Origin of the sequence: Providencia sp. 2024EL-00732 (assembly GCF_044006275.1) — a bacterium.
Classification (GTDB): domain Bacteria; phylum Pseudomonadota; class Gammaproteobacteria; order Enterobacterales; family Enterobacteriaceae; genus Providencia; species Providencia huashanensis.
The window spans coordinates 22401-46885 of sequence record NZ_JBIPDG010000002.1 but is presented as its reverse complement, the minus strand read 5'-3'; the positions used below and the strand labels follow the sequence as shown (position 1 = coordinate 46885).

Below are 24485 nucleotides of genomic sequence, written 5' to 3'. Positions count from 1 at the left end.
GTTTGTCATCATTTATCATAAAAATAAATGTTTTTTTGGCTGACAAGGGGAGCCATTATAATTATTTCGTGGCATTTAGCAGCAAAATACTGGTCTTATCAGAGAAATTACCCGAATTTATTTTGTGAATTGTGCGGTAATCCTTATTTTTGGAGAATACCGCAGCAAATTTGTGATTAGGTACGTAGATTGACAAGGGTACGCCCTGTTACTTCATTTTTTAAGAGTTTTTGTGCAAATTCAGCAGAATCTTCCAGTTTAATCTCTGAACTGACGTGTTCATAGAATGAGGCTGGCAGTATTTGAGAAAGCCGTTCCCACACTTTAGGGCGGTTTGCCGCTGGGTAGTAAACAGAATCAACGCCCTGTAAACGCACATTACGTAAGATAAAAGGCATCACACTGGTTGGTAAGTTAAACCCACCGGCTAAACCACAAGCTGCTACTGCCCCGTTGTAATTGGTTTGAGCAAGAAGGTTGGCTAGCAATTCCCCGCCTACAGTATCAATGGCGCCAGCCCACAGTTGTTTATCTAATGGTTTGGCCGCGTGGGTGAAATCGCTGCGAGGTAATACCCTTTTAGCCCCTAAGCTTTGCAAGTAAGCGTTATTCTCTTCGCGCCCTGAAATTGCGACAACGTCATAGCCTAAAAGGGAGAGTAATTGCACGGCAGTGCTCCCTACGCCACCACTTGCCCCACTAACAATCACTTCGCCTTTATCTGGAGTGATGCCTGCTTCTTCTAACGCATTAACACATAGCATGGCAGTGAAGCCTGCCGTACCAATGACCATGGCTTGCTTCAAGGATAAATTTTCAGGTAATGGGGTTAAATACTTCGCAGGAACTCTCGCTTGGGAGGCTAACCCGCCCCAATGAGTTTCACCGACTCCCCACCCTGTTAATAACACATGCTGACCAACTTGAAACCTTGGGTCTTCACTGTGGTGGACTACCCCTGAAAAATCAATACCAGGGACCATCGGATACTGGCGTACTACGCCTGCTTTCCCACAAATGGCCAAAGCATCTTTATAATTTAACGTTGACCAGTGAATATCGACTATAATGTCTCCGGCTGGCAGCATTTCTGTTGTCAGAGATTGAATATTTGCGACAATTTTTTCATCTGCTTGATTTAGGACGAGAGCTTTCATCGTTCACTCCTAGTAAAATGATTAAATATGTCATGTAAAAATGCCGAAAATTTAACGGTATTTCATTGACGTAATAACGGTTCTTAAGCTATTAATAATGTAATTATTTTGTAAAAATTTATTTTTTTCTGGCATACATAGGCTTTTATCATGCAAAATAACGCATCGCGACTAATTCATTTTGCGTACTGATACAAATTTGCCTTATTTTTGGTAGATAATAGAGCTAACACTCGTGAAATTCATCTAATTTGTAGTGAAAATAACCAGTGAGTAGCAATAATAAAAAGATATCAATATTATTTGAACTTGTAGTCATAATTACTTGTCACACTGGGAATACAAACAATGGAGTATATAACAGCCAAAGAATAGGTTTTTTTACGTAATTTCATCTAATGATGGAAAAAGTAAAATAAATATCTATTTTTGGGGCTTTTATCTGCTTCGTTTTGATGAGAAGCATGTACAGTACAGTACGTGATAATAGATGAATTAACCATATTTTTAGAAGTCGCCCATTAACGCCTTGAGGCAGCTTCAAGTGGTTGGTAGAGTAGACGGGTTTATATTCGTCCCCAGCTTGCAGGATAACTCTTTCATTATGTTTAAAAAATTTCGTGGCATGTTTTCTAATGACTTGTCTATTGACTTGGGTACGGCCAATACCCTTATTTATGTTAAAGGACAAGGCGTCAAATTAAATGAACCCTCTGTAGTTGCTATTCGTCAAGACCGCTCCGGTTCGCCAAAAAGTGTTGCGGCGGTCGGTGGTGAAGCCAAGCAGATGCTGGGACGTACACCTGGTAATATTTCTGCAATCAGACCAATGAAAGATGGCGTAATCGCCGACTTCTTCCTGACAGAAAAAATGTTACAACACTTCATCAAACAAGTTCATAGCAACAGTTTTTTACGTCCAAGTCCACGAGTATTAGTTTGTGTACCAGTTGGGGCAACGCAAGTTGAACGTAAAGCTATCCGTGAATCCGCACTGAGTGCAGGGGCACGTGAAGTATTCTTAATTGAAGAACCAATGGCAGCAGCAATTGGCGCAGGTTTACCTGTATCTGAAGCAACGGGTTCTATGGTTGTTGATATCGGTGGTGGTACCACTGAAGTGGCGGTTATTTCTTTAAATGGTGTTGTTTATTCATCTTCAGTACGTATTGGTGGTGACCGTTTTGATGAGTCCATCATTAACTATGTGCGCCGTAATTACGGTTCACTGATTGGTGAGGCAACCGCAGAACGTATTAAACACGGGATTGGCTCTGCATTCCCAACGGATGAAGTTTATGAAATTGAAGTCCGTGGTCGTAACCTTGCAGAGGGCGTACCTCGTGGTTTCAAAATGAATTCAAATGAAATTTTAGAAGCATTACAAGAGCCACTGACTGGGATTGTCAGCGCGGTAATGCTAGCGCTTGAACAGTGCCCACCTGAACTAGCATCTGATATCTCAGAGCGCGGTATGGTATTAACTGGTGGTGGCGCGCTGCTTCGTAATTTAGATCGCTTATTGATGGAAGAGACTGGTATCCCAGTTATTGTTGCAGAAGATCCGCTAACTTGCGTCGCTCGTGGTGGCGGGAAAGCATTAGAAATGATCGATATGCACGGTGGTGACCTGTTTAGCGAAGACTAAATGGCCAGCTATAAGCAGCTAGTAAACCCTAGCTGCTTTGACTATTTTTGATCCTCTGACATTAGCGAAACTTAGCCACACATGAAGCCAATTTTTAGGCGAGGTCCATCCCTACAGTTACGCATTATTTTTGCGGTAATCATTGCACTTGTGCTGGTGGTGATTGACCATCGATTTGAGCCTTTCAATAAAATCCGTACTTACTTAGACACGGCGGTTAGCCCATTCTATTTTTTAGCAAATGGGCCACGTCAATTTTTGGATAACATCTCTGAAAGTTTCACCTCTCGCGAACAATTACAGTTTGAAAACAGGGCATTACGTCAAGAATTGTTGCTGAAAAAAGCGGATAATCTTTTACTAGAGCAACTTAAACAAGAAAATGCACGTTTAAGAGAGTTGCTAGGTTCGCCACTTCGTCAAGATGAACACATGATGGTAACGCAAGTTATCTCAGGGGCGAATACACCATATCGCGACCAAGTTGTGATAGATAAAGGCAGTAACGAAGGGGTTTACGAAGGGCAGCCTGTTATTAGTGATAAAGGTGTTGTAGGCCAAGTTGTCGGCGTCAGTAACTTCAATAGTCGTGTTTTACTCATTTGTGATACAACTCATGCATTGCCCGTACAAGTACTACGAAATGATGTGCGTGTTATTGCTGCTGGGTCTGGTTGTACGGATGACATACAATTAGAGCCATTACCTGAAAATACCGATATTCGCATAGGGGATGTATTAGTGACTTCTGGGTTAGGGGGGCGTTTCCCTGAAGGTTACCCAGTTGCCGTTGTTTCTGCGGTTAAACACGATACACAACGCGCTTATACGATTATTAGTGCCAAGCCGAGTGCAGAACTACAACGTTTACGTTATCTGCTCCTTTTATGGGGAAATGATAACGACCCTAAAACTCCGTTAAAGCCGTCAGAGGTATATCGTGCGGCTAATGAACGCTTAATGAAAGTACTGCCTCAAGTATTACCTAATCCAAGTGAAATTCAGGGGCCTCCACTGCCGCCGTCAATGTCTCCAGTATCAGAACCATAGAGAGGGGAATTGAGTATGGTGAGGAGGGGAAAATAGAATGGATGAGTATCGTGGTAACGGGCGCGCCATCATTTGGTTATCTTTTTTTATTGCCTTAATTTTGCAAGTCATGCCTTGGCCTGAACAACTAAGTTTTTACCGCCCTACATGGTTATTATTGATCCTCACTTATTGGGTCATGGCATTGCCGCATCGTGTTAGCGTAGGCACAAGTTTTATTTTGGGAATTATCGTTGATTCCATTCAAGGTTCTGCTCTGGGGGTTCATGCCCTTTCTTTTAGTATAATTTGCTATCTTGTTGCTTATAAGCACCAGTTATTGCGTAATATGGCTCTGTGGCAGCAAGCTTTAGTGATTATGTTACTGACAGTCATTCAGGATTTAGCTGTTTTTTGGGCTGAGTTTCTGTCTTCACAAGTATTATTTCACCCACAAGTATTCTGGAATAGCCTAGTGAATGGTATTCTGTGGCCATGGCTATTTTTGCTTCTACGAAAAATTCGCCGACAATTTTCAGTGTGTTAAGGCTTTAGGTATCCGTTCTGACAGGGAATACAGTTTATGAATTTAATTTATCTTGCATCTGGCTCACCCCGTAGGCGTGAACTAGTTCAGCAACTTAACTATACCTTTGAGGTTTTACGCCCAGAGGTAGAAGAACAGTGGCAGCAGGGTGAGTCCCCTCAAGATTATGTCCAACGCCTTGCGCGCGATAAATCATTGGCTGGTGTTGCAATTGCCCCTGAAGATTGTCCGGTATTAGGTGCAGATACGATTGTGGTGCTTGATGGGGAAATATTGGAAAAACCTCAAGATAACAAACATGCGGAAGCCATGCTAAGCGCGCTATCGGGGAAAACACACCAAGTAATGACGGGTATCGCATTATCTAACCGCCAACAGACTATACAGTCACTGATTGTGACAGATGTGACCTTTCGCGAGTTATCTTTACTTGAAATACGGGATTATATACAGTCAGGCGAGCCTATGGATAAGGCGGGAGCATATGCAATACAAGGAATTGGTGGGCGTTTTATACGGAAAATTAACGGTAGTTACCATGGAGTTGTTGGTTTACCACTGGTTGAAACAGATGAACTCATTCAGCGATTTTTAGCGTTAGGTGATGGTAAGGGGAAGTCATGACTGCGGAACTATTAGTAAATATTACACCATCTGAAACGCGTGTTGCTTATATTGATGGTGGGATCTTACAAGAAATACATGTTGAACGGGAAGCCAAAAGAGGGCTAGTAGGGAATATTTACAAAGGCCGTGTGAGCCGCGTGTTACCCGGTATGCAGGCGGCCTTTGTTGATATTGGTCTAGATAAAGCTGCCTTTTTGCATGCCTCTGATATTATGCCGCACACTGAATGTATTGCTGGCGATGAGCAAAAAAACTTTCATGTCAGAGACATTGCTGAATTAGTAAAACAAGGGCAGGACTTGATTGTCCAAGTTGTTAAGGACCCTCTAGGAACCAAGGGGGCTCGTTTGACGACAGATATTACATTGCCATCGCGCTATTTGGTTTTTATGCCTGGGGCATCCCATGTTGGTGTTTCACAACGCATTGAAAGTGAAGAAGAAAGAGAACGGCTAAAACAGTGCGTTTCTCAATATTGTGATGAAAATGGCGGTTTTATTATCCGTACCGCAGCGGAAGGGGTGGGCGAGGAAGAAGTTAAACAAGATGCCGCCTTCCTAAAACGGCTTTGGGCTAAAGTGATTGAGCGTAAAAAACGTAATGTTACTCGGACTAAAATCTACGGTGAACTGGCTCTCGCTTTTCGTATTATTCGTGATTTTGCAGGTGCTCATCTTGATCGTATTCGCGTTGATTCCCGTTTGACTTATACTCAATTACAAGAGTTTATTGCAGAATACGTACCTGAAATGACGGCAAAATTGGAACTCTATCAGGGGAATCAACCCATTTTTGATTTGTTTGATGTCGAAAATGAAATCCAACGCGCGATGGATAGAAAGGTCGAGTTAAAATCAGGTGGTTATTTAATTATCGATCAAACTGAAGCGATGACGACCATTGATATTAATACTGGGGCGTTTGTTGGGCATCGTAACCTAGAAGAAACCATTTTCAATACTAATATTGAAGCTACTCAAGCAATAGCAAGGCAACTTCGTTTACGAAACCTTGGTGGTATAATTATTATCGATTTTATCGATATGGTTGATCCAGAACATCGCCGCCGTGTGTTAGCATCATTAGAACAAGCACTGGTTAAAGATAAAGTTAAAACGACCATTAATGGCTTTTCTCAGCTTGGTTTAGTCGAAATGACGCGTAAACGGACAAGAGAGAGCCTTGAACATGTTTTGTGTGATGATTGCCCAACTTGCCAAGGTCGAGGTACAGTTAAGTCAGTAGAAACTGTGTGCTATGAAATTTTACGGGAAATAGTTCGAGTTCATCGCACTATCGATGCAGATAGGTTCCTTGTTTATGCATCTCAAGCGGTTGTGGATGTACTTAAAGGGGACGAATCTCACGCACTTGCCGAAGTTGAAATTTTTGTTGGTAAGCAGGTTAAAGTCCAGATTGAACCACTATACAGTCAGGAACGTTTTGATGTTGTCATGATGTAGCATTATTGTTTGAAGGAGAAATGAGTGAAACGACTACCACGTGTAGTACTAGTAACCACTGCGGTTATCTTATTGCTGTGCGCACTAGTGCTGACAGGCTTGCGTTTCCTCTTGCCGAATATTGATAGCTACCGCCAAGATATCATTGCTTACATTGAAAAAAATAATGATGTCACAGTGCAAATTGGCAAAATTGAAGGGGCTTGGCAGTATTTTGGCCCAACCTTCATGTTATCTAATGTGGAATTACAAAATGAAACCACAGATATAACCGCGAGCGTGATTGACGTCGAATTAGATATTTGGAGTTCAATATTATCGTTGCGTTGGCGCTTTCGTGATTTAACCTTCTATCAGCTCAATGTCGATTATAAGGTCCCTTTTAATTTCGAAGGTTCCTCTGAGGGGGAGTCATTAGACAGCATTGAAGAATTGTTTTTACGTCAATTCGACCACTTTATCTTAAAAGAAAGTCAGTTAACTTTTCTCACGCCCTCAGGGCAAAAAACCACCTTAATTTTACCTGAACTCTCTTGGCTAAATGAAAATGAACGTCATAGGGCTCAAGGTTTTGTCAGCCTCGAAACAATCAATAAACAACATGGTTATTTGCAAGTTAAATTAGACGTATCGGATAAAAACGGTGTCTTAAGTGACGGTATTTTTTACCTGCAAGCCGATAATATTGATATGCAACCTTGGCTTAGTCGCTGGCTACGAGAAAACACGTCATTACGAGATGCTAACTTTAGCCTCTCTTCATGGATTAGCTTGAAAAACCAGCAAATTGAAAGTGGGCTAGTTCAATTGCGTCAAGGGGAAGCTAACTGGGGAACCGGCAGTTTATCGCAAAACCTGCAAGTGAATGATTTATTGCTACGCATGAAAAGGCAGGGGAATGGCTGGCTATTTAATATCCCTGAACTTGATACGTTGAAAACCAATGAATATATTTGGCCGCAAGGTAATGTTTCTGTTTTGTATTTACCCGCTTCAAAAAAATATCAGGATAACGACCACTGGCGTATACGAGCAAAAAATATTGAATTAGAACGCTTAAGTGAAGTATTACCCACTTTTTCATTTCTAACGCCCGAGATGGTACAGGATTGGCAGCATCGCCAACCAACGGGTGTCGTCAGTGAGTTTGCCCTTGATCTCACACAGAATATGCCAGAACACATGCAAATTAGTATGGATTGGCAGGATGTTAGCTGGAAAAAATGGAAAGCGCTTCCTTCGATTAATCATTTTTCGGGTGTCTTAGCGGGTAGCATGCAAAGTGGGGGAGCCTCAGTTAGCTTACAAGATAGTCAGGTGGATTATCGTGACGAATTTAAAGCTCCTTTTGAGATAAAAACGGCTAATGGGCAGTTTTATTGGTTGGATAATGACAGTGAATTTAAGCTCTGGAGCCCATCTTTAGATGTACAAGCCAAATCACTTTGGGCAAACGGGGAGTTTCGTTATGCCAAAGCGAAGAAAGGGAATTATGCAGATTTAGCTATTTTAGCTGGCTTACGTTTGGATGATGCGGGAGACGCATGGCGTTATTTTCCACAAAAACTGATGGGGCAAGATGTTGCTGATTACCTAACAAAGGCGGTTATTGCAGGAAAGGTGGATAATGCAACCTTAGTGTATAAAGGTGACCCAGCAAATTTCCCTTATGATAATAATGATGGTCAATTCCAAGTTTATGTCCCGTTACGTGATGCAACGTTTGAGTACGATCATGAATGGCCAGCCTTATTGGATTTAGATATCGATTTGGACTTTAAGCGTGCTGGGTTATTCATGCATGTGCCAAGCGTCAAACTCGGCGATGCGACTGCAACTAACCTTGATGCCAATATCCCTGATTACACGAAAGAAATGCTGTATATCAATGCTGATGTCAGTGGAACTGGAAAACAAATCCAACAATATTTTACCCATACGCCGATGAAGCACTCAATTGGTGACACTCTAGAAGAGTTACAAATAGGTGGTACGGTGAATGGCCAGTTGGGGCTATCTATCCCACTGGTGGCCGGGAAAGATGTTGTAGCAACAGGAAGCGTTAACCTTAATAAAAATGATTTATTCATTCAGCCGATTGATAGCACAATTTCTTCTCTCACAGGAAGTTTCGTCTTTAATAATGGTGACTTACGAGGTGAGAAACTCCAGGGGCAGTGGTTTGGTCAACCTATTTCCGTAGATTTTAACACATCAGACGGGGCTAAAGATTATCAGGTAAACGTTGATATTGCGGGGAATTGGGCACTGAATAAGTTATCAATGCTACCTGAGGAAATAAAACAACGGGTTTCTGGTAATAGTGATTGGAAAAGCCATGTTGCTATCACAATACCCGAGTCGGCGAAACAACAGGTCGGTTTACAAATTGATGTCACCGCGGGCTTAAAACAACTCAAAAGCCAGTTACCTGCATTGAATAACCAATTACTGGCTGAGCTTGGGGAAATAAATGTACAAGCTAAAGGAACAACAGAGCAATTGACGGTAGGTGGTGATATTGGCAAGCGTCTTGGTTTTAACACGCTGTGGAGTTTGGGTGATGAGCCATTAAAGTTATTAAAAGCGCATGTTGCACCATGGCAAAATAAGCTCCCAGAGCTACCAAAACAGTCAGTTTTTGCGGTGGATTTACCGCCTATGACCGATGAGAATTGGCAGAGCCTTGCAGGGCTATTAATGTCATCTAATCGCGGCCAAGGGGATATGAGTATCCGTTTACCTGAATCACTTGATATCCATATTCCAACAATTAACCTTGGCGGGCAAGATTGGAAAAATGTCAATTTTACCTATGATTTGCAGCGTGCAGAGCAGCAAGTCAACATTGATAGCGAAAATTTAAAAGGGTCACTACAAATTTTTGCTAATCAACCATGGCAGGTCGCTATTGATTATTTGTATTACAACCCAAGTTCACTTGCAGGTAATCAAGATAGCTTAGCGGGGCCTGCTCAGTTTGATTTCAGCCAATGGCCACAATTGCACTTTAATTGTAAAGAGTGCTGGGTTGCAGGGCAGAAATTGGGGGAAATCAGCGCCAATATTCAGCCTATGGGGCACTCACTACGCTTAACGGGTGGTACATTAAATAATAGTGCGACACAGTTAAAATTAGATGCAATTTGGCACAGTCAGAACGGTAATAAAACAGAAATCGCGGGTTCTCTGACGGGGGCCGCATTTGATGAAACAGCAGCCTATTTCGGGATATTAGTGCCCATTATTGAATCACCTTATACCATACAATTCGATTTAGACTGGGCGAACCTTCCATGGTCACCGGATATTGCTACCTTAAATGGTAAGTTGTCAGCGAAATTAGGTAAAGGTGCAATAGCACAAATGGGCGGAGGTCGAGCTGGGCAAATTCTACGTCTAGTGAGTTTTGATGCGTTATTGCGTAAGTTACAACTCGATTTTCGCGATACGTTCAGTGATGACTTTAATTTTGACTCTATTAAAGGTGATGCCACTATTCATAATGGTGTGATGGCATCCAAAAATACTTATGTTGATGGGTTGGTCGCAGATATTGCGCTGAGTGGGGAAATCAACCTCGTTAAACGGCAAATTAACTTAGAAGCGGTCATCACTCCTGAAATTTCTGCTACAGTAGGTGTAGCAACCGCATTTGTGTTAAACCCTTTTGCAGGCGCTGCTGTTTTCGCAGCGACAAAAGTGCTCGGTCCATTATGGAGTAAAGTTTCTGTTATTCGTTATCGCGTGACAGGTAGCTTGGACGAGCCAAAAATTGATGAAGTATTACGCCAACTGAAGGAGACTCAAGAGTAATGAAAAATGGTAATGTTGCACTTTTGCAGTTATGTAGCGGAAATAATACTAAACACAATTTGGCACAAATAGAGCAACAAATCAAACAGTTACCTGACACTGTTAAGTTAGTACTGACACCTGAGAATGCATTATTATTTGCAGATGCAGCGGCTTACCGTAAACAAGCTGAAGTTCAGGGGAAAGGCCCGCTTCAAGATGCCGTCATTGCAATGGCTAAGCGTTATAATGTTTGGATTTTAGTTGGGTCTATGCCATTGATTAGCCGTGAAGACCCTGAGCGTATTACCAGCAGTAGTTTATTATTTGATTCCGAAGGAAATATTAAAGCACGCTACGATAAAATTCATATGTTTGATGTGAACATTGAAGATGAACAAGGTAATTATAACGAATCCGTAATTTATCAACGTGGCGAACATATTACGGTTGTTGATACCCCGGTGGGTCGCCTTGGCATGACGATTTGTTATGATTTGCGTTTCCCTGGTTTGTTCCAAGCGTTACGTGAGCAAGGCGCTGAAATTATTTCAGTTCCAGCGGCATTTACTCGTTATACCGGTCAGGCACATTGGGAACCTCTGTTACGTGCTCGTGCGATTGAAAACCAGTGCTACATTCTAGCGCCAGCCCAAGTTGGGGTTCATGGTACACGTCGCACATGGGGGCATAGCCTTGCAGTCGATGGTTGGGGTAAAGTTATCAAAAAGAATGTGGATGCGGTCGCATCTACCGTCTTGAATATAAAAACGGACAGCTTAGGTGTCATGCGTGAGCAAATCAGAGTGGTAAAACATAACCGCTTTAGGCCGCAACTGACATCATTAATTAAAAAAGAAACCAAAGAGTAACGAATATGAGTTTAGTTTCTGTCAGCGAACATTTGCTGGCCGCCAATCGCCTTGAACAAGAAAATCTGTATGACATCTTAGGGATGTTATCTGAACGCCATCTGGATTACGCAGATCTCTTCTTCCAGTCAAGTTTCCATGAGTCGTGGGTTCTTGAAGATAGGATCATTAAAGATGGCTCTTACAATATTGACCAAGGTGTTGGAGTCAGAGCAGTGAGTGGTGAAAAAACAGGTTTTGCTTACGCTGACCAAATTTCACTACAAGCGCTGGCACAAAGTGCGAAAGCGGCACGCAGCATTGTCAATGAACAGGGCTCTGGCAAATCACAAATTTTAACGGGTGTTGAGTATAAAAAACTGTATTCAGTGACCGACCCGCTACAGAGCCTATCTCGAGAGCAAAAAATTGATTTGTTGCACCGTGTAGATCAGGTCGCTCGTGCAGAAGATCCTCGTGTAATTGAAGTCAATGCAAGTTTAACGGGGGTTTATGAGCAAGTGCTGGTGGCTGCAACAGACGGTACACTGGCAGCAGATATTCGTCCGCTAGTTCGTCTATCGGTCAGTGTACTTGTTGAGCATGATGGTAAACGTGAGCGTGGCGCAAGTGGTGGTGGTGGCCGTTATGGCTATGAGTACTTCTTGGAGATCCATCAAGGGCAAGTTGTTGCTGAGCAATATGCACGTGAAGCTGTGCGTATGGCCTTGGTGAATTTATCTGCGGTTGCCGCACCAGCGGGTATGATGCCTGTTGTTCTTGGCGCTGGCTGGCCGGGTGTCTTACTGCACGAAGCGGTAGGGCATGGCTTAGAAGGTGACTTTAATCGCCGTGGTACCTCTGTTTTTTCTGGCCAAATTGGTGAGCAGGTGGCGTCGTCACTGTGTACTGTTGTAGATGATGGCACTCTTGTTGGTCGTCGTGGCTCTCTTGCAATCGATGACGAAGGTGTACCGGGTCAGTATAACGTTCTAATAGAAAATGGTATTTTGCGTAATTATATTCAAGATAAACTGAATGCACGCCTGATGGGAGTCTCTCCAACGGGCAATGCACGTCGTGAGTCTTATGCGCACTTACCAATGCCTCGAATGACTAACACCTATATGTTAGCGGGGTCTTCAACACCTGAAGAAATTATTGCGAGTGTTGACAAAGGTATCTATGCACCGAACTTTGGTGGTGGTCAGGTGGATATTACCTCGGGTAAATTTGTATTTTCTACATCAGAAGCTTATCTGATTGAAAATGGGAAAATTACTTCTCCAGTGAAAGGGGCGACATTAATTGGCTCTGGTGTTGAGGCTATGCAACAAATCTCAATGGTCGGTAATGACTTAGCCCTTGATAAAGGTGTCGGGGTTTGCGGTAAAGAAGGGCAAAGTGTCCCTGTTGGTGTCGGTCAACCCACATTAAAACTGGATAAACTTACCGTTGGTGGTACCGCGTAATTTTTCAGGACTATAATATAAAATAGGCTTTGTTCGCCCTAGTGACGCTATTGTGACTGGGGCGATTGTGTCTTTGCAAAGCACAAAATAACAGAGGTGTTATGAATAAACGTCTTTTATCCGTAGTGTTAATGGCTATTTTGATTGTGATTAGCCTCTATTTTAATGGCGGGGACAAAACGGCACCGGAACCACCGGCGACTCAAAATAACCCGGCTTCTCGTGAAGCGATAACGCCAAAGGAAGCTCCGCAAACCATCGATAAACTCACTGCGCAAGATAATGTAGTCAGTTTTATGGAAAAATACCAAAAGCTTCCAGCCTTTTATATGACGAAGAAACAGGCTCGTGAAGCAGGGTGGAATGCGAAAAAAGGTAATCTCTGCGAGGTTCTACCCGGCAGGGCAATCGGGGGAGATCGTTTTTCTAATCGTGAGAAAAGGTTACCTATTGCACAAGAACGCCAGTGGTTTGAAGCCGATATTAATTACCGTTGTGGGCATCGAGGGGCTGACCGTTTGTTATACTCGTCAGATGGGATGATTTTTATCACCCAAGATCATTATAAAAGCTTTAAACAAGTAAAATAAGACAAGGGGCGAATGATGAGTAAAAATGTCAGTTTTGACTTTAGGCACATTAATACATTTGACGATTTTTATCATCAGTTTGCCCAGCAATTTTCGTTACCAGATTGGTTTGGATATAACCTTGATGCCTTATGGGACATGGTTTCCGCAGGTATTGAATTACCTGTAACGATTACATTTTCACATATGACATCTGAACAGCGTATTCAATTTTCAGACATTATTGACGTTATGAATGATGCGCAAGATATGTGGGAAGAAGAGTTTATTTTTGCTTTAGATATAACAAAAAGCTCTAACTGATCTACCCATTACTCATGGTAAAGTTTAAGTAAGATAACTGAGTTGATAGGGATTTTAGAATGAGTGATTTCACATCAACACCATTACCACTGCAAAACAAAAAATTTGTTATTGTGCATGGTTATACTGCTTCACCTAAAAAGAATTGGTTTCCGTGGCTAAAATCTGAACTTGAAAATTTGGGCGCTTTTGTTCATGTTCCTGCTATGCCTGAGCCATTATCACCTGATCCGCTAAAATGGCAGCAAAAATTGCAAAGCTTACCTTTTGATATTGATGAGAATACTATCTTTATTGGTCATAGCCTTGGTTGTGTGACGGCATTACAATTTATTGATAGCCAAAACCAAGCTGTTGCCGGCTATATTTTAGTGTCGGGTTTTGATGAAGAGCAGCAGACGCTTCCTGAACTGCGCAGTCATACTACCAGCCCGCTCAATTACGCTTCATTGATTGGTGTGGCTGATAAACGTGTTTCAATCATATCAACCAATGATGAAATAGTGTCACCTCAGTCATCAAAAGCGCTGGCGGAACTGTTAAAAACGCAGGTGATTTTTGAGCAAAATGCAGGCCATTTCCTTGATAGGGAAGGTTATACAAAGTTTCCAACGCTATTAGAGACAATCAAACGCCATTTCAGCTAAAGGGAAAGCAAAGCAGACGGTGTTGTGCTTGCTTTGCTAACCTAATTAGGTGTCATCAAATGGCAAGCCTTTTAGCAATGAATCAAATCGTTGTTTAGTTTCCTGATTTGGTTCAACCTCGTAGCAATTAGCTAAAAATGCCTCTAAACCTTCCGGCCATGTTTCTCTTTTCCAACTGAATAAAGCCTTTAACGCCATATTACGGTTACGTACAACGGGGCTTTGCAAAGCGCACTGAATGAGTGGGAAGCCAATACCTGGAAAGCGATGCAGTTCTTGTAGAATAAAATCCAGTTGACCGTGTGGCAGGTAGTTGGACCCAATTCCTAAGTCATCACGAGGGCCTGTAGCAATTTCATCTAAAGCAAACTGCTCTTCAGCGAGTGCAGCTACTTGCTTAACTTTTTCAATATCATCAGTTTGCATTAACTCATACCATAGATTGTTTTCTGGTTGAGTATATTGTTTTTCATAGAGGTATGGAAAAACGTCTTGTTTGCGTGACTTTGCAACATAAGTGGCTTGGCGAAATAGTGAACTGTCATGACTGTTTAGACCATGATTGATTAAGGTATCCCAATATGGATTATCTAAAATTAATTGTGCTAATGAAATAATGTCAGAACTGTTGTCATATTGGTTATTATGTTTTTGGAAGAACTCAAGAATTCCTTGAACAGTAAAATAGTATTCTAATGAATAATCATGCTTTTTGACTTGCTGTAAATAATTTAAGCAGCAGCGTGGTGCATCTTCATAATCATGGATATCACGGGCTGGACCACCATCGAGTAGAGCTTGGATGATATGAGTCGCCGCGGTTAGCAATGTTATATTGCTCAATGTCTCAAGTTCATCTGCAAGGTGACAGTAAGTCGCACATTGCCAAGCTGTGTATTCAATCATTACCTGATTCATATAACCGTCAGTGAGTATCCACTGCCGCGTTTCTTCACTTAACTGTTCGGGCAGGCGTTCAATAAGCTGCACTCGTCCCCAACCTTCAACTCGCTTAGCCATTTTTATCCACATTACTTCATATTCTTCAGGTGACTCAATGATGGTGTGAATGGGAAAGATAGCATAAAGGGTAAATTCATCGTGTGCTGCAAGGGTATACAGCGTGTTTAGCCGCTCGTGGCTAGGAAAAAATACACAAAAGGCAATCGCCAGCTTCACTGTATTTTTATCGGGGCTATTGTGTAACAGCCAGTCGGTAAATTCGGCTAATTTAGCGGCAGGCAAGTCTTGTTTCTTGACGATAAGCTCAATTAAATCATCAATATAAGAAATTGGCGTGTTTTGAGCCACATATTGATAAAATTGATTAACAGAAGGTTTATCCCCTTTTTCAACGGCTGCCTTTAATAGCGAATAGAGTTCATGTATATCGGTTTCACTGTTACCGAAGCCGCCATGATGCCCTAATACCCCATCTTCTGCCCCATTTGCCCAGCGAACTTGGTTATCATCCACACTTGGTGTATTAGGAAGCTTAGAGAGGGATTCAGGTAAGGGAGAAAGTTGCTCTTGCCACGGGAGTAATTGTTGGTAAATCGACGGCTTATTTGTATCCCATACACATGGGTAACCAGATTGTTTTTGGCCAAAAATTGAGGACAACCATTTTTTCATAATATCAACCATTTCATTGATTATATTCATAATATATTGTTGAAATAGTGCAAAACTTGCAAAAAAATAATTGGCTAAGTTTACGCTACTAAGAAAGATAGCTCGGAACAGTGTCTTGTAATATTTGAACCAATTCAGGGTCCATATATTGATAATTGTCAGGGATATCAAGAATATGAAGTGGCTTGTATTCAAGTAAGCGTGAAAAATCAGCTTGTAAGCGGTTTTTATGTTTTTGTTCCATGACAAAAATCACATCTGCCCAGCGGATCAAATCCGCATTTACAGGGCACCTTGCATTACGGCTTGTTCCCGCTGAACGGGTGACCCAACTCTCATGGTTGCGCCAGATCTGTTCAGCGGTTGGACTACGCCATTGATTTTTACTGCAAATGAATAGAATATTCACTGGTTATTTTGTATCTCTTCAAGGCTGTTACGTACAAGTTGGCTACGACTAACTTGCGGGTAAGCCATGCCTAGTTGAGCTGCACGGACCATTTTTTCACTTCGACCGTACATTTGTTTCCAGTTTTTTTCTGGGGTATAACAGTCAACTAAGCGTGCGTTAAGTTGATCACGTGATTTATTGATGCGAGCTTTGGCTCTGCGCCATGCTCTATCTCGGGTATTATCCATATCTTCCTCATTATTTATCGTGGTTCAGCAGCCGCGATAATACGGGTCAGAGTATGACTAACAGGGGGATAATACGTGGCATTCGGCACGCTATCAATAGCAAGGAAGGGACTTTCAGACTATTGCTTAATTTCCCCTAGCTATAAGGTAGGCTAGGGGAAAAGGGGTTAAGAAATTTCAGATTGCTCTTTCAAATATTGAAATATTTGGCGAAACGCTTTTGGTGGTTTATTGGTTTCGCGTTCTTTTTTAGCATTACGGACTAATGCACGCAGTTGTTGCCTATCAGTACTCGGGAAAAGCGCAACAACATCTTCAATCACTTCATCACCGCCTTCTAACAAGCGGGTGCGTAGATCTTCTATTTTATGTAAGATCACGATCTGCTGGTTATGACGATTTTTAAGTTTATCTAGCGCCTCGGTAATCGGCTCAACTTCTCGTGAACGCAGTAATTTGCCAATAAGTTGTAATTGACGGCGGCGTCCCTCACGCTTAATTTTTTGAGCAAGCTCAATTGCTTCAAGGAGTTGAGTATCTAATGGGATGCGCTCTAATTCGCTTTTACTTAAATCAACTAGCTCAGCACCCAGTTTTTTGAGGATCTCAGCATCGCGTTTGATTTCGCTTTTACTGACCCAAATGATTTCCTCTTCTTCTTCGTCTTGCGGCGCTGGGATATCATCCAGCCAGTCATCAGGCTGTTTGGCCATATCAATTTTCCTTTTTACCAAACACAGTAATGTAATTACGAGTAATTAGCATGATTTACTGCGTTGTGAGTGTTAACATTTGACTATTATCTATTGTAACTGGGAAAACCCCTTTATGACTACCTAGCATTTGCTTGTTAGGGTAGAAAATCACTTTTCCCCACATTATTGGATTAATTGCATGAGTATAACTGAACAAGTCACTGAACAACGTAAAAAACTCGAAGAAGCGGTCGCACGCGCATTAGAATTTGCACAAACACGTTGCGATGCTGCTGAAGTGGCAGTGAATAAAAGTACAGGGATCAGTGTAAGCACTCGTCAAGGTGAAGTTGAAAATGTTGAATTTAACAGTGATGGCGCATTAGGGATCACCGTTTATCATCAACAACGCAAAGGGAGCGCGTCTTCAACCGATTTAAGCCCTGAAGCGATTGAGCGTACCGTACAGGCAGCAATTGATATCGCAAGTTTTACCTCGGAAGATTTATGTGCGGGACCTGCTGAAAAGTCATTATTGGCCTTTGATGCACCTGATCTCAAGCTATTTCAAGCTACTGAATTTTCACCTGAAGAAGCTATTCGCTTAGCCTCTGTGGCAGAAATGTCAGCGCTAAATGCAGACTCACGCATTGTAAATACCGAAGGTGGAAGTTTTAATGGTCACTACGGTGTCCGTGTATTTGGTAATTCCCATGGTATGCTGCAAAGCTATTGTTCGAGCCGTTATTCGATGTCTAGCTGTGTAATTGCGGAACAAAATGGTCAGATGGAACGGGATTACGCTTATACGATTGGCCGTAGCATAGATGCACTGCAATCCCCTGAATGGGTAGGTCAAGAATGCGCCCGTCGCACATTGTCACGTTTATCACCAAGAAAATTACCAACAATGAAGGCTCCCGTGATTTTTGCTGCAGAAGTCGCCACAGGGTTATTTGGTCACCTCGTTGGGGCGATTAGTGGCAGTAGCATTTATCGTAAGTCGTCATTTTTGTTAGACAGCCTAGGAAAGCAGATTCTGCCTAGTTGGTTAACCATTAATGAGCAGCCGCATTTAATTGGTGGGTTAGCCTCTTCGCCATTTGATAGTGAAGGGGTACGCACCGTTGAGCGCAATATTGTGGAAGATGGCGTTCTGCAAACTTGGTTGCTGACTAGCTATTCAGCAAGAAAACTGGGCTTACAAAGTACCGGGCATGCGGGGGGAATTCATAACTGGCGCATAGCAGGGCAAGGTCTTTCTTTTGATGGGCTACTCAAGCAAATGGGGACAGGCTTAATCGTGACCGAGTTAATGGGGCAAGGTGTGAGCGGCATTACCGGTGATTATTCGCGTGGTGCTTCAGGTTTTTGGGTAGAAAATGGGGAAATCCAATATCCTGTAAGCGAGATCACTATCGCCGGTAATCTAAAAGATATGTGGGCAAATATGGTGACTATTGCGGATGATATCGAAACTCGTAGCAATATTCAGTGTGGTTCAGTCTTGATCCCCGAAATGAGCATTGCTGGGGAGTAACACGCCTCTTATTACTAACGGTTTGACAATAAAACGCCTAATATATTTTATTAGGCGTTTTATTTTAGTATAAAGAATTCTGTTAATTAGTTGATTTTAAATTTATTATTTGAATAGCATCAGCGTGTCATATTGCAGTCGCTATTCTCAGCGCCTATTTTTATCACTGTTTAGCTATATAGGTTTAGTGGTTAAAGTAGGAAAGGGGGGTTACAAGTGTAACTTGCTCTGCAAAGTAGTCAGTACAAAAAAAGCACTCAGATGAGTGCTTGAATAGGTCAGAGGCTTTAGCCAACAGTGTGTTCCGCTAAACTCCCCTTAATTCTATTGCCATAAACATTAACGATGAAATTCACCGGCTGCTTCTGGCTGATAAACGATTTCTAGTACTCGAACTCGAGTTTGCACGCCGTTAGGTAATTCCCAGCTGATTTCATCATTAACATGTAAACCTAACAGTGCAGCACCGATAGGCGCCATTACTGATAATTGTTCAGCGCTATCTTTTAAGGAAGCCGGGTAAACGAGTGTACGCGTATGCTCTTCATTACTGATTAAATCTAAAAAGCGAACGGTACTGTTCATTGTGACGACATCTGCTGGGATTTCTTGTGGGCTAAGAATATCCGCACGGTCAAGTTCATCATTGAGTGCTTCTGCAACAGGTGTGCCCGCATAAGCCGGCTGTTCCATCAGTGCATCCAAGCGTTCAGCATCTAAATCATTGATAATAATTGTTGGCTTTGTCATACCACACTCCAATAGAGACGTACAAAGCAAACACCCCCCACCCAAAAGGTAGGGGGTGTCGCTGTAAATAAATTTGTTTAAAATATTAGGCGCTATACGCTTTAAAGGGAAGAGATCGCGATCACGATCTCTAAGCCTGCCTTTGTAAAAATACGCAGATTGAAATTTTATTGTTACAGCTTAGCTTGACTATTGTTTCTCAAATTTCATCAAACCCGCTTTCGAACAGGTTAATAATTGCGGATAAAGCCTGATTTTCATCGGGGCCGCTAACCTCAATATCAATCTTACTACCTTGTTCCGAGTCTAACATCAACATCGCAATAACGCTATCGGCCTCAGCCTCAATTTGGCTATTATTACGCAAAATAACCTTTGAGTTAAATTGTTTAACTAAATCATAGAGTAACATAGCCGGCCTTGCATGCATACCGAGCCGATTTTTTAGTGTAATAGTGGCTTTTACTGCCATTTATTTACGTTTTTCCAGTGTTCTGTGGCGAGATTGTACATTTTTGCCACGGGAACGGAAATAATCGGCAAGTTGCTCTGCAACATAAACAGAACGGTGCTTACCGCCCGTACAGCCAATCGCCACGGTCAAATAACTGCGGTTATTGGTTTCGAGCATAGGTAACCATAACTCCAAGTAGCTACGAGTCTGATAAATAAAGTTATGCACTTCAGTATGCCTATCTAAAAATGCGGCAACAGGGCGGTCAAGACCTGTCATTGGGCGCAATTTGGGGTCCCAGTGTGGGTTTGGTAAAAAGCGCACGTCAAACACATAGTCAGCATCGATAGGAATACCGTGCTTGAAGCCAAAAGACTCAAACACCATGGTTAGCTCACGCTCACGTTTGCCCATTAAACGTGTTCTTAGCATCTCAGCTAACTCATGGACTGACATCTCAGAGGTATCAATAACTAAGTCTGCTCGAGAGCGCAGTGGCTCTAGCAATTCATTTTCTTCATCTATCGCGCTTTCAAGAGAAAGGTTTTTACTCGAAAGAGGATGCAACCTGCGAGTATCACTGTAACGGCGAATAAGGGTGTTGCGATCGGCATCCAGAAACAATAGCTGAGGAGAGAAGCTTGATGGTAGTTTATCAATAGCCTCTTCGAAGATTTCTGGATTGTCGGGCATATTACGCACGTCAATGCTCACTGCTGCTGAAATATTACGATCAGCCAATGAATTAGCTAGCTCCGGTAGTAATACAACCGGTAGGTTATCCACACAATAGAAACCCATATCTTCCAGCGCACGTAAGGCAACGGATTTTCCCGAACCGGAACGGCCGCTGACAATCATCAGCACCATGAGCTTACTCCCTTTTGTTTCCTAATGATGTGTTTCTTGATAAGCGGTATCTTGCCATTTCTACATTAGAAATCATAATAATATCATTTAGCTATGACAAGAAACATAATTTATCATTTACTCTATAATTATACTGTATAGCTCATCATCGCTTTGTGCGCTGCGTAAGCGCTTGCACAATGTTTTATCTGCTAGTTTTTTAGCGATAAGTGACAATGTATGTAGGTGCGTTTTACATTGGTCAGATGGCACCAGTAACGCGAAAAGCAGGTCTACAGGCTGATTATCAATTGCATCAAAAGCAATTGGTTCCTCTAAGTGTAAAAATACACCGACAGCGCGTGCGCTATCACCTTCGCTTAGCTTTCCATGAGGAATGGCAATTCCACCGCCAATACCTGTCGTTCCTACTTTTTCTCTGGTTAATAATGCTTCAAATACCGTATTTTCAGGTAATTCCAATTCAACGGCAGCCAGCTCACTAATAATTTCTAAGGCTCTTTTTTTACTCGTGCACACAACATTATTACGTGTACAGGCTGATGATAAAACAACGCTTAACTGGATTTCTATATCACTATTCATTTTATTGTTCACTTAGGACTACAAAACCAGATGGTGTATGCCACCATCTGGTTCGAAACATTCATCGGCTCAGTTGCTAGCCGGATAAATGTATTAGTGTTGTCTCAGTTTTTCTTTGTGCTTAGTTAATTGGCGCGACAGTTTATCGACAAGTAAGTCGATAGCTGCGTACATGTCGTTTTCTTCCGCTGATGCATGGAGATCCGCTCCATTGACTTGCACGGTTGCTTCAGCAATTTGCTGAACTTTTTCAACTTTCAAGACAACTTGGATACTATTAATACGATCAAACAATTGCTCTAATTTTTTGAGTTTTTTCTCAACAGTTTCGCGCAATGCTGGAGTAACTTCAATATTGTGTCCAGTAATCTGAAATTCCATACAACCTTCCTTATTTTATCAATTAAACCAGTTGTTTACGCTGGTTTGAGGGCGGAATAGATAACGATTCACGATACTTAGCGACAGTTCTACGAGCCACTTGAATGCCTTGTTCGGCCAGCATACTCGTCAATTTACTGTCACTCAATGGTTTTGCAGGGTTTTCTGCAGCAACCAATTTTTTCACCAACGCTCGAATTGCGGTTGAGGAGGCTTCGCCACCTGTATCCGTACTGACATGGCTGGAGAAAAAATATTTCAACTCAAAAATGCCTCGCGGGCTATGGAGAAACTTTTGAGTTGTCACTCGAGAGATGGTTGATTCGTGCATATCGACCTGATAGGCAATATCAGCCAATATCATTGGTTTCATATACTCTTCACCCAGCTCAAAGAATTCTTGTTGCTGTTCCACAATACAAGTCGCCACTTTTAATAGTGTTTCATGACGGCTTTCTAGGCTTTTTATTAACCATTTTGCTTCTTGAAGATGGCTACGAATATACTGTGTGTCATCCTCATTCGCTGAATTATTAGCCATAGAAGCATAATGATTATTAATACTCAGTTTAGGGATGCTATCTGTATTTAGCTCAACTTGCCAGTGTCCTGCTATTTTTTTCACTAAAACATCAGGAATTACGTATTCTGATTCCCCAGTATTAATGGATTGGCCTGGTTTAGGGTTAAGCGTTAAGATCAAATCGATGGCGGTTTTTAACGCATCTTCTTTTAGACGCGTTAATTTACTGAGTTGCCTAAAGTCACGATTTGCAAGCAAATCAATGTGGTTGCTAATAATTAGTTTGGCTTCTTGTAGCCCGTTGGTTTCTTTGGGGTATAACGAAAGCTGAATCAGTAAACATTCTTTTAAATCTTGAGCGGCGACGCCTAATGGGTCGAAATGTTGAATTCGTTTTAAAACAGCGACAACTTCTTCTAAGCTAATTTCAGGGTTAGCAATTCCTTCATGTATATCAGAAATTGTAGTGGTGAGATAACCTGAATCATCAATTGAATCAATAATTGAGGTGGCTATCGCACGGTCTGTATCAGTAAAGGGCGTCAGCTCAGACTGCCATATTAGGTAATCTTGTAAAGTCTGTGTGGTTTCACCTTGATAAACGGGTAATTCATCATAACTGTAATCATTAGTGGTGCCTGAAGGCGTACCCGCTGTGTAGATTTCATCCCAATCAGCATCCAAAGGAAGCTCATTAGGCATGTCTTGGTTTTCAAGTGCGTCTTTGGTATCAAGTTCACTGCTGTCAGTATTATCACTCAGAGATTCAATAGATTCGGTTTCAGAATTTAATTCTTCTTGTTCAAGAAGCGGGTTAGTTTCTAACGCTAGTTGGATTTCTTGTTGCAGCTCAAGTGTAGACAGTTGCAACAGGCGAATAGCCTGCTGCAATTGGGGTGTCATTGCAAGTTGTTGACTAACTCTAAGCTGCAAACTTTGCTTCATGAAAGTGTTTTATTCTCCTTGAAAAAGAAAGCTGACACGTAATTTATAACCGGAAACCTTCACCTAAGTATACCCGTTTCACTTGTTCATTTTCTAAGATCATGGTTGGCGTACCATGAGCAATCAGGTGCCCTTGGCTCACAATGTAAGCTCTTTCGCAGACATCTAATGTTTCGCGTACGTTATGGTCTGTAATTAGAACGCCAAGGCCATAATCCCTTAAGTGCTGAATAATCTTTTTGATATCGAGCACTGAAATTGGGTCAACCCCAGCGAAGGGCTCATCTAATAAAATAAATTTGGGGTTCGCTGCCAGTGCACGCGCTATTTCTACACGACGGCGCTCACCTCCTGATAGAGACTGCCCTAGGCTGTCACGAAGATGGGTGATACTGAATTCTTCCATCAGTTCTTCAGCACGCTGTTTGCGTTGCTGTGAATTCAAATCTTCGCGGATCTCTAATACAGCCATCAGGTTATCATAAACGCTTAGGCGACGGAAAATAGAGGCTTCCTGAGGAAGGTAGCCAATACCGCGACGCGCACGTTCATGTAGCGGTAGGAGGCTGATGTCTTCGCCATCAATCAAAATTTTGCCTGCATCCCGCTGAACAATGCCGACCACCATATAAAAGGTTGTTGTTTTACCAGCACCATTTGGCCCTAGTAAGCCAACAATTTCGCCTGATTTAACTTCAAGGCTTACATCTTCAACAACCTTGCGTTTTTTATAGGCTTTTGCCAGATTTTCCGCGGTTAGTGTCGCCATAACGATTATTTACTCTTACTCGTAGTTGCTGATGAATTTTTCGCCGCTGGGCCTTTTTCTTGCAATTGTGCTGGGAGTAACACGGTTGTTACGCGTTTGCCCTTATCACTAAATGCTTCCATTTGTTGCGTCGGCACCAAATAGGTGATTTTATCACCTTGGATATTGCTATCTAATTGCTCGAGGTATGCATTACCCGTTAGTGTAACGAGCTGCTTATCAACCTCATAGCGTGCCTTACTTGCATGCCCTTTAATTGGTTTACCATCATCTTGTAATTGATAAAACGTGACTGGGCTACCAAACGCTTCAACAATTATTTTATCAGAGTCACTGCTTGGACGAGTCACAACCACTTTATTGGCTCGAATATCAATTGAGCCTTGTTTAATGATCACGTCATCTGTAAAGGTGGTGACGTTTTTTTCTAAATCAAGAGATTGTTTGACCGAATTAATCGTCATTGGCTGCTGTGTATCGCTTTTCAGTGCTACCGCAGGTAGGCTAAGAGCTAACATTGCACTGGCAACAGCCCCTTGAATAAAACGCTTCTTAGTTACTTGATTCATT

25 protein-coding genes are annotated in these 24485 nt (G+C 42.1%); 12 read left to right on the top strand and 13 right to left on the bottom strand.

What is annotated here, in order from left to right:
* Positions 1-176 precede the first annotated feature (176 nt).
* On the bottom strand, positions 177-1157 hold the full coding sequence (locus ACHB7C_RS05295; protein ID WP_042846256.1) for an oxidoreductase: 981 nt from the start codon (positions 1155-1157) through the stop codon (positions 177-179).
* 604 nt (positions 1158-1761) lie between these two features.
* On the opposite strand from ACHB7C_RS05295, the gene ACHB7C_RS05290 reads away from it, so the two are divergent.
* The 11 genes from ACHB7C_RS05290 to ACHB7C_RS05240 all read left to right on the top strand — a co-directional run bounded on the left by ACHB7C_RS05290 (position 1762) and on the right by ACHB7C_RS05240 (position 14129).
* Positions 1762-2805 (top strand): rod shape-determining protein, encoded by a 1044-nt coding sequence (locus ACHB7C_RS05290; protein ID WP_004908213.1) that lies wholly within the window; start codon positions 1762-1764, stop codon positions 2803-2805.
* 81 nt (positions 2806-2886) lie between these two features.
* Entirely contained in the window at positions 2887-3855 is a 969-nt protein-coding gene (gene mreC / locus ACHB7C_RS05285; RefSeq protein WP_042846254.1) for a rod shape-determining protein MreC, read from the top strand.
* Positions 3856-3892: 37 nt separating this feature from the next.
* Positions 3893-4381: a rod shape-determining protein MreD gene (gene mreD, locus ACHB7C_RS05280; protein WP_042846252.1), complete on the top strand. Its 489-nt coding sequence runs from the start codon at positions 3893-3895 to the stop codon at positions 4379-4381.
* Positions 4382-4417: 36 nt separating this feature from the next.
* Positions 4418-5005: a nucleoside triphosphate pyrophosphatase gene (locus tag ACHB7C_RS05275; protein ID WP_129466433.1), complete on the top strand. Its 588-nt coding sequence runs from the start codon at positions 4418-4420 to the stop codon at positions 5003-5005.
* Entirely contained in the window at positions 5002-6471 is a 1470-nt protein-coding gene (rng, locus tag ACHB7C_RS05270) for a ribonuclease G (protein WP_042846247.1), read from the top strand. The genes ACHB7C_RS05275 and rng overlap by 4 nt, the downstream gene beginning before the upstream one ends.
* A gap of 24 nt (positions 6472-6495) precedes the next feature.
* On the top strand, positions 6496-10287 hold the full coding sequence (yhdP, locus tag ACHB7C_RS05265) for an AsmA2 domain-containing protein YhdP (protein ID WP_395346646.1): 3792 nt from the start codon (positions 6496-6498) through the stop codon (positions 10285-10287).
* Positions 10287-11138, top strand: coding sequence for a deaminated glutathione amidase (gene nit1, locus ACHB7C_RS05260; protein ID WP_048606184.1), 852 nt, complete (start codon positions 10287-10289; stop codon positions 11136-11138). The genes yhdP and nit1 overlap by 1 nt, the downstream gene beginning before the upstream one ends.
* A 5-nt stretch (positions 11139-11143) precedes the next feature.
* Positions 11144-12589: a metalloprotease TldD gene (tldD, locus tag ACHB7C_RS05255; RefSeq protein WP_071548617.1), complete on the top strand. Its 1446-nt coding sequence runs from the start codon at positions 11144-11146 to the stop codon at positions 12587-12589.
* A 101-nt stretch (positions 12590-12690) separates the two neighbouring features.
* A complete protein-coding gene (locus ACHB7C_RS05250) occupies positions 12691-13179 on the top strand; it encodes a ribonuclease domain-containing protein (RefSeq protein ID WP_210855291.1) in 489 nt (162 codons plus the stop codon).
* 15 nt (positions 13180-13194) lie between these two features.
* The gene (locus ACHB7C_RS05245; protein ID WP_042846241.1) at positions 13195-13482 is read left to right on the top strand and encodes a barstar family protein; all 288 of its coding nucleotides are present in this window, start codon (positions 13195-13197) and stop codon (positions 13480-13482) included.
* Between the two features lie 59 nt (positions 13483-13541).
* Entirely contained in the window at positions 13542-14129 is a 588-nt protein-coding gene (locus tag ACHB7C_RS05240) for an alpha/beta hydrolase (RefSeq protein WP_173424814.1), read from the top strand.
* Positions 14130-14174: 45 nt separating this feature from the next.
* Here ACHB7C_RS05240 and ACHB7C_RS05235 read toward each other — a convergent pair whose 3' ends face one another.
* The 4 genes from ACHB7C_RS05235 to yjgA all read right to left on the bottom strand — a co-directional run bounded on the left by ACHB7C_RS05235 (position 14175) and on the right by yjgA (position 17116).
* On the bottom strand, positions 14175-15764 hold the full coding sequence (locus ACHB7C_RS05235; protein WP_349483641.1) for a hypothetical protein: 1590 nt from the start codon (positions 15762-15764) through the stop codon (positions 14175-14177).
* Between the two features lie 88 nt (positions 15765-15852).
* Positions 15853-16173 (bottom strand): low molecular weight protein tyrosine phosphatase family protein, encoded by a 321-nt coding sequence (locus ACHB7C_RS05230; protein WP_042846239.1) that lies wholly within the window; start codon positions 16171-16173, stop codon positions 15853-15855.
* Positions 16170-16403 (bottom strand): hypothetical protein, encoded by a 234-nt coding sequence (locus tag ACHB7C_RS05225; protein ID WP_042846238.1) that lies wholly within the window; start codon positions 16401-16403, stop codon positions 16170-16172. Before ACHB7C_RS05225 ends, ACHB7C_RS05230 begins: the two co-directional genes overlap by 4 nt.
* 167 nt (positions 16404-16570) lie before the next feature.
* A complete protein-coding gene (yjgA, locus tag ACHB7C_RS05220; RefSeq protein WP_042846237.1) occupies positions 16571-17116 on the bottom strand; it encodes a ribosome biogenesis factor YjgA in 546 nt (181 codons plus the stop codon).
* 181 nt (positions 17117-17297) lie between these two features.
* On the opposite strand from yjgA, the gene pmbA reads away from it, so the two are divergent.
* Positions 17298-18638: a metalloprotease PmbA gene (gene pmbA, locus ACHB7C_RS05215; RefSeq protein WP_042846236.1), complete on the top strand. Its 1341-nt coding sequence runs from the start codon at positions 17298-17300 to the stop codon at positions 18636-18638.
* A 339-nt stretch (positions 18639-18977) separates the two neighbouring features.
* Here pmbA and rnk read toward each other — a convergent pair whose 3' ends face one another.
* The 8 genes from rnk to lptA all read right to left on the bottom strand — a co-directional run bounded on the left by rnk (position 18978) and on the right by lptA (position 24484).
* Positions 18978-19388, bottom strand: coding sequence for a nucleoside diphosphate kinase regulator (gene rnk, locus ACHB7C_RS05210; protein WP_042846235.1), 411 nt, complete (start codon positions 19386-19388; stop codon positions 18978-18980).
* Between the two features lie 199 nt (positions 19389-19587).
* On the bottom strand, positions 19588-19860 hold the full coding sequence (npr, locus tag ACHB7C_RS05205; protein ID WP_042846234.1) for a PTS phosphocarrier protein NPr: 273 nt from the start codon (positions 19858-19860) through the stop codon (positions 19588-19590).
* Positions 19861-20712: an RNase adapter RapZ gene (rapZ, locus tag ACHB7C_RS05200; protein ID WP_042846233.1), complete on the bottom strand. Its 852-nt coding sequence runs from the start codon at positions 20710-20712 to the stop codon at positions 19861-19863.
* A 117-nt stretch (positions 20713-20829) separates the two neighbouring features.
* Positions 20830-21297 carry a PTS IIA-like nitrogen regulatory protein PtsN gene (ptsN, locus tag ACHB7C_RS05195; protein ID WP_042846232.1) on the bottom strand — a complete coding sequence of 156 codons (468 nt, stop codon included), beginning with the start codon at positions 21295-21297 and terminating at the stop codon, positions 20830-20832.
* 93 nt (positions 21298-21390) lie between these two features.
* On the bottom strand, positions 21391-21678 hold the full coding sequence (hpf, locus tag ACHB7C_RS05190) for a ribosome hibernation promoting factor (protein WP_042846231.1): 288 nt from the start codon (positions 21676-21678) through the stop codon (positions 21391-21393).
* Positions 21679-21700: 22 nt separating this feature from the next.
* Positions 21701-23146, bottom strand: a complete 1446-nt coding sequence (rpoN, locus tag ACHB7C_RS05185; protein ID WP_129466429.1) for an RNA polymerase factor sigma-54 — start codon at positions 23144-23146, stop codon at positions 21701-21703.
* A gap of 43 nt (positions 23147-23189) precedes the next feature.
* The gene (gene lptB / locus ACHB7C_RS05180; protein ID WP_042846227.1) at positions 23190-23915 is read right to left on the bottom strand and encodes an LPS export ABC transporter ATP-binding protein; all 726 of its coding nucleotides are present in this window, start codon (positions 23913-23915) and stop codon (positions 23190-23192) included.
* 5 nt (positions 23916-23920) lie between these two features.
* On the bottom strand, positions 23921-24484 hold the full coding sequence (lptA, locus tag ACHB7C_RS05175) for a lipopolysaccharide ABC transporter substrate-binding protein LptA (RefSeq protein ID WP_042846225.1): 564 nt from the start codon (positions 24482-24484) through the stop codon (positions 23921-23923).
* Position 24485: the final 1 nt, after the last annotated feature.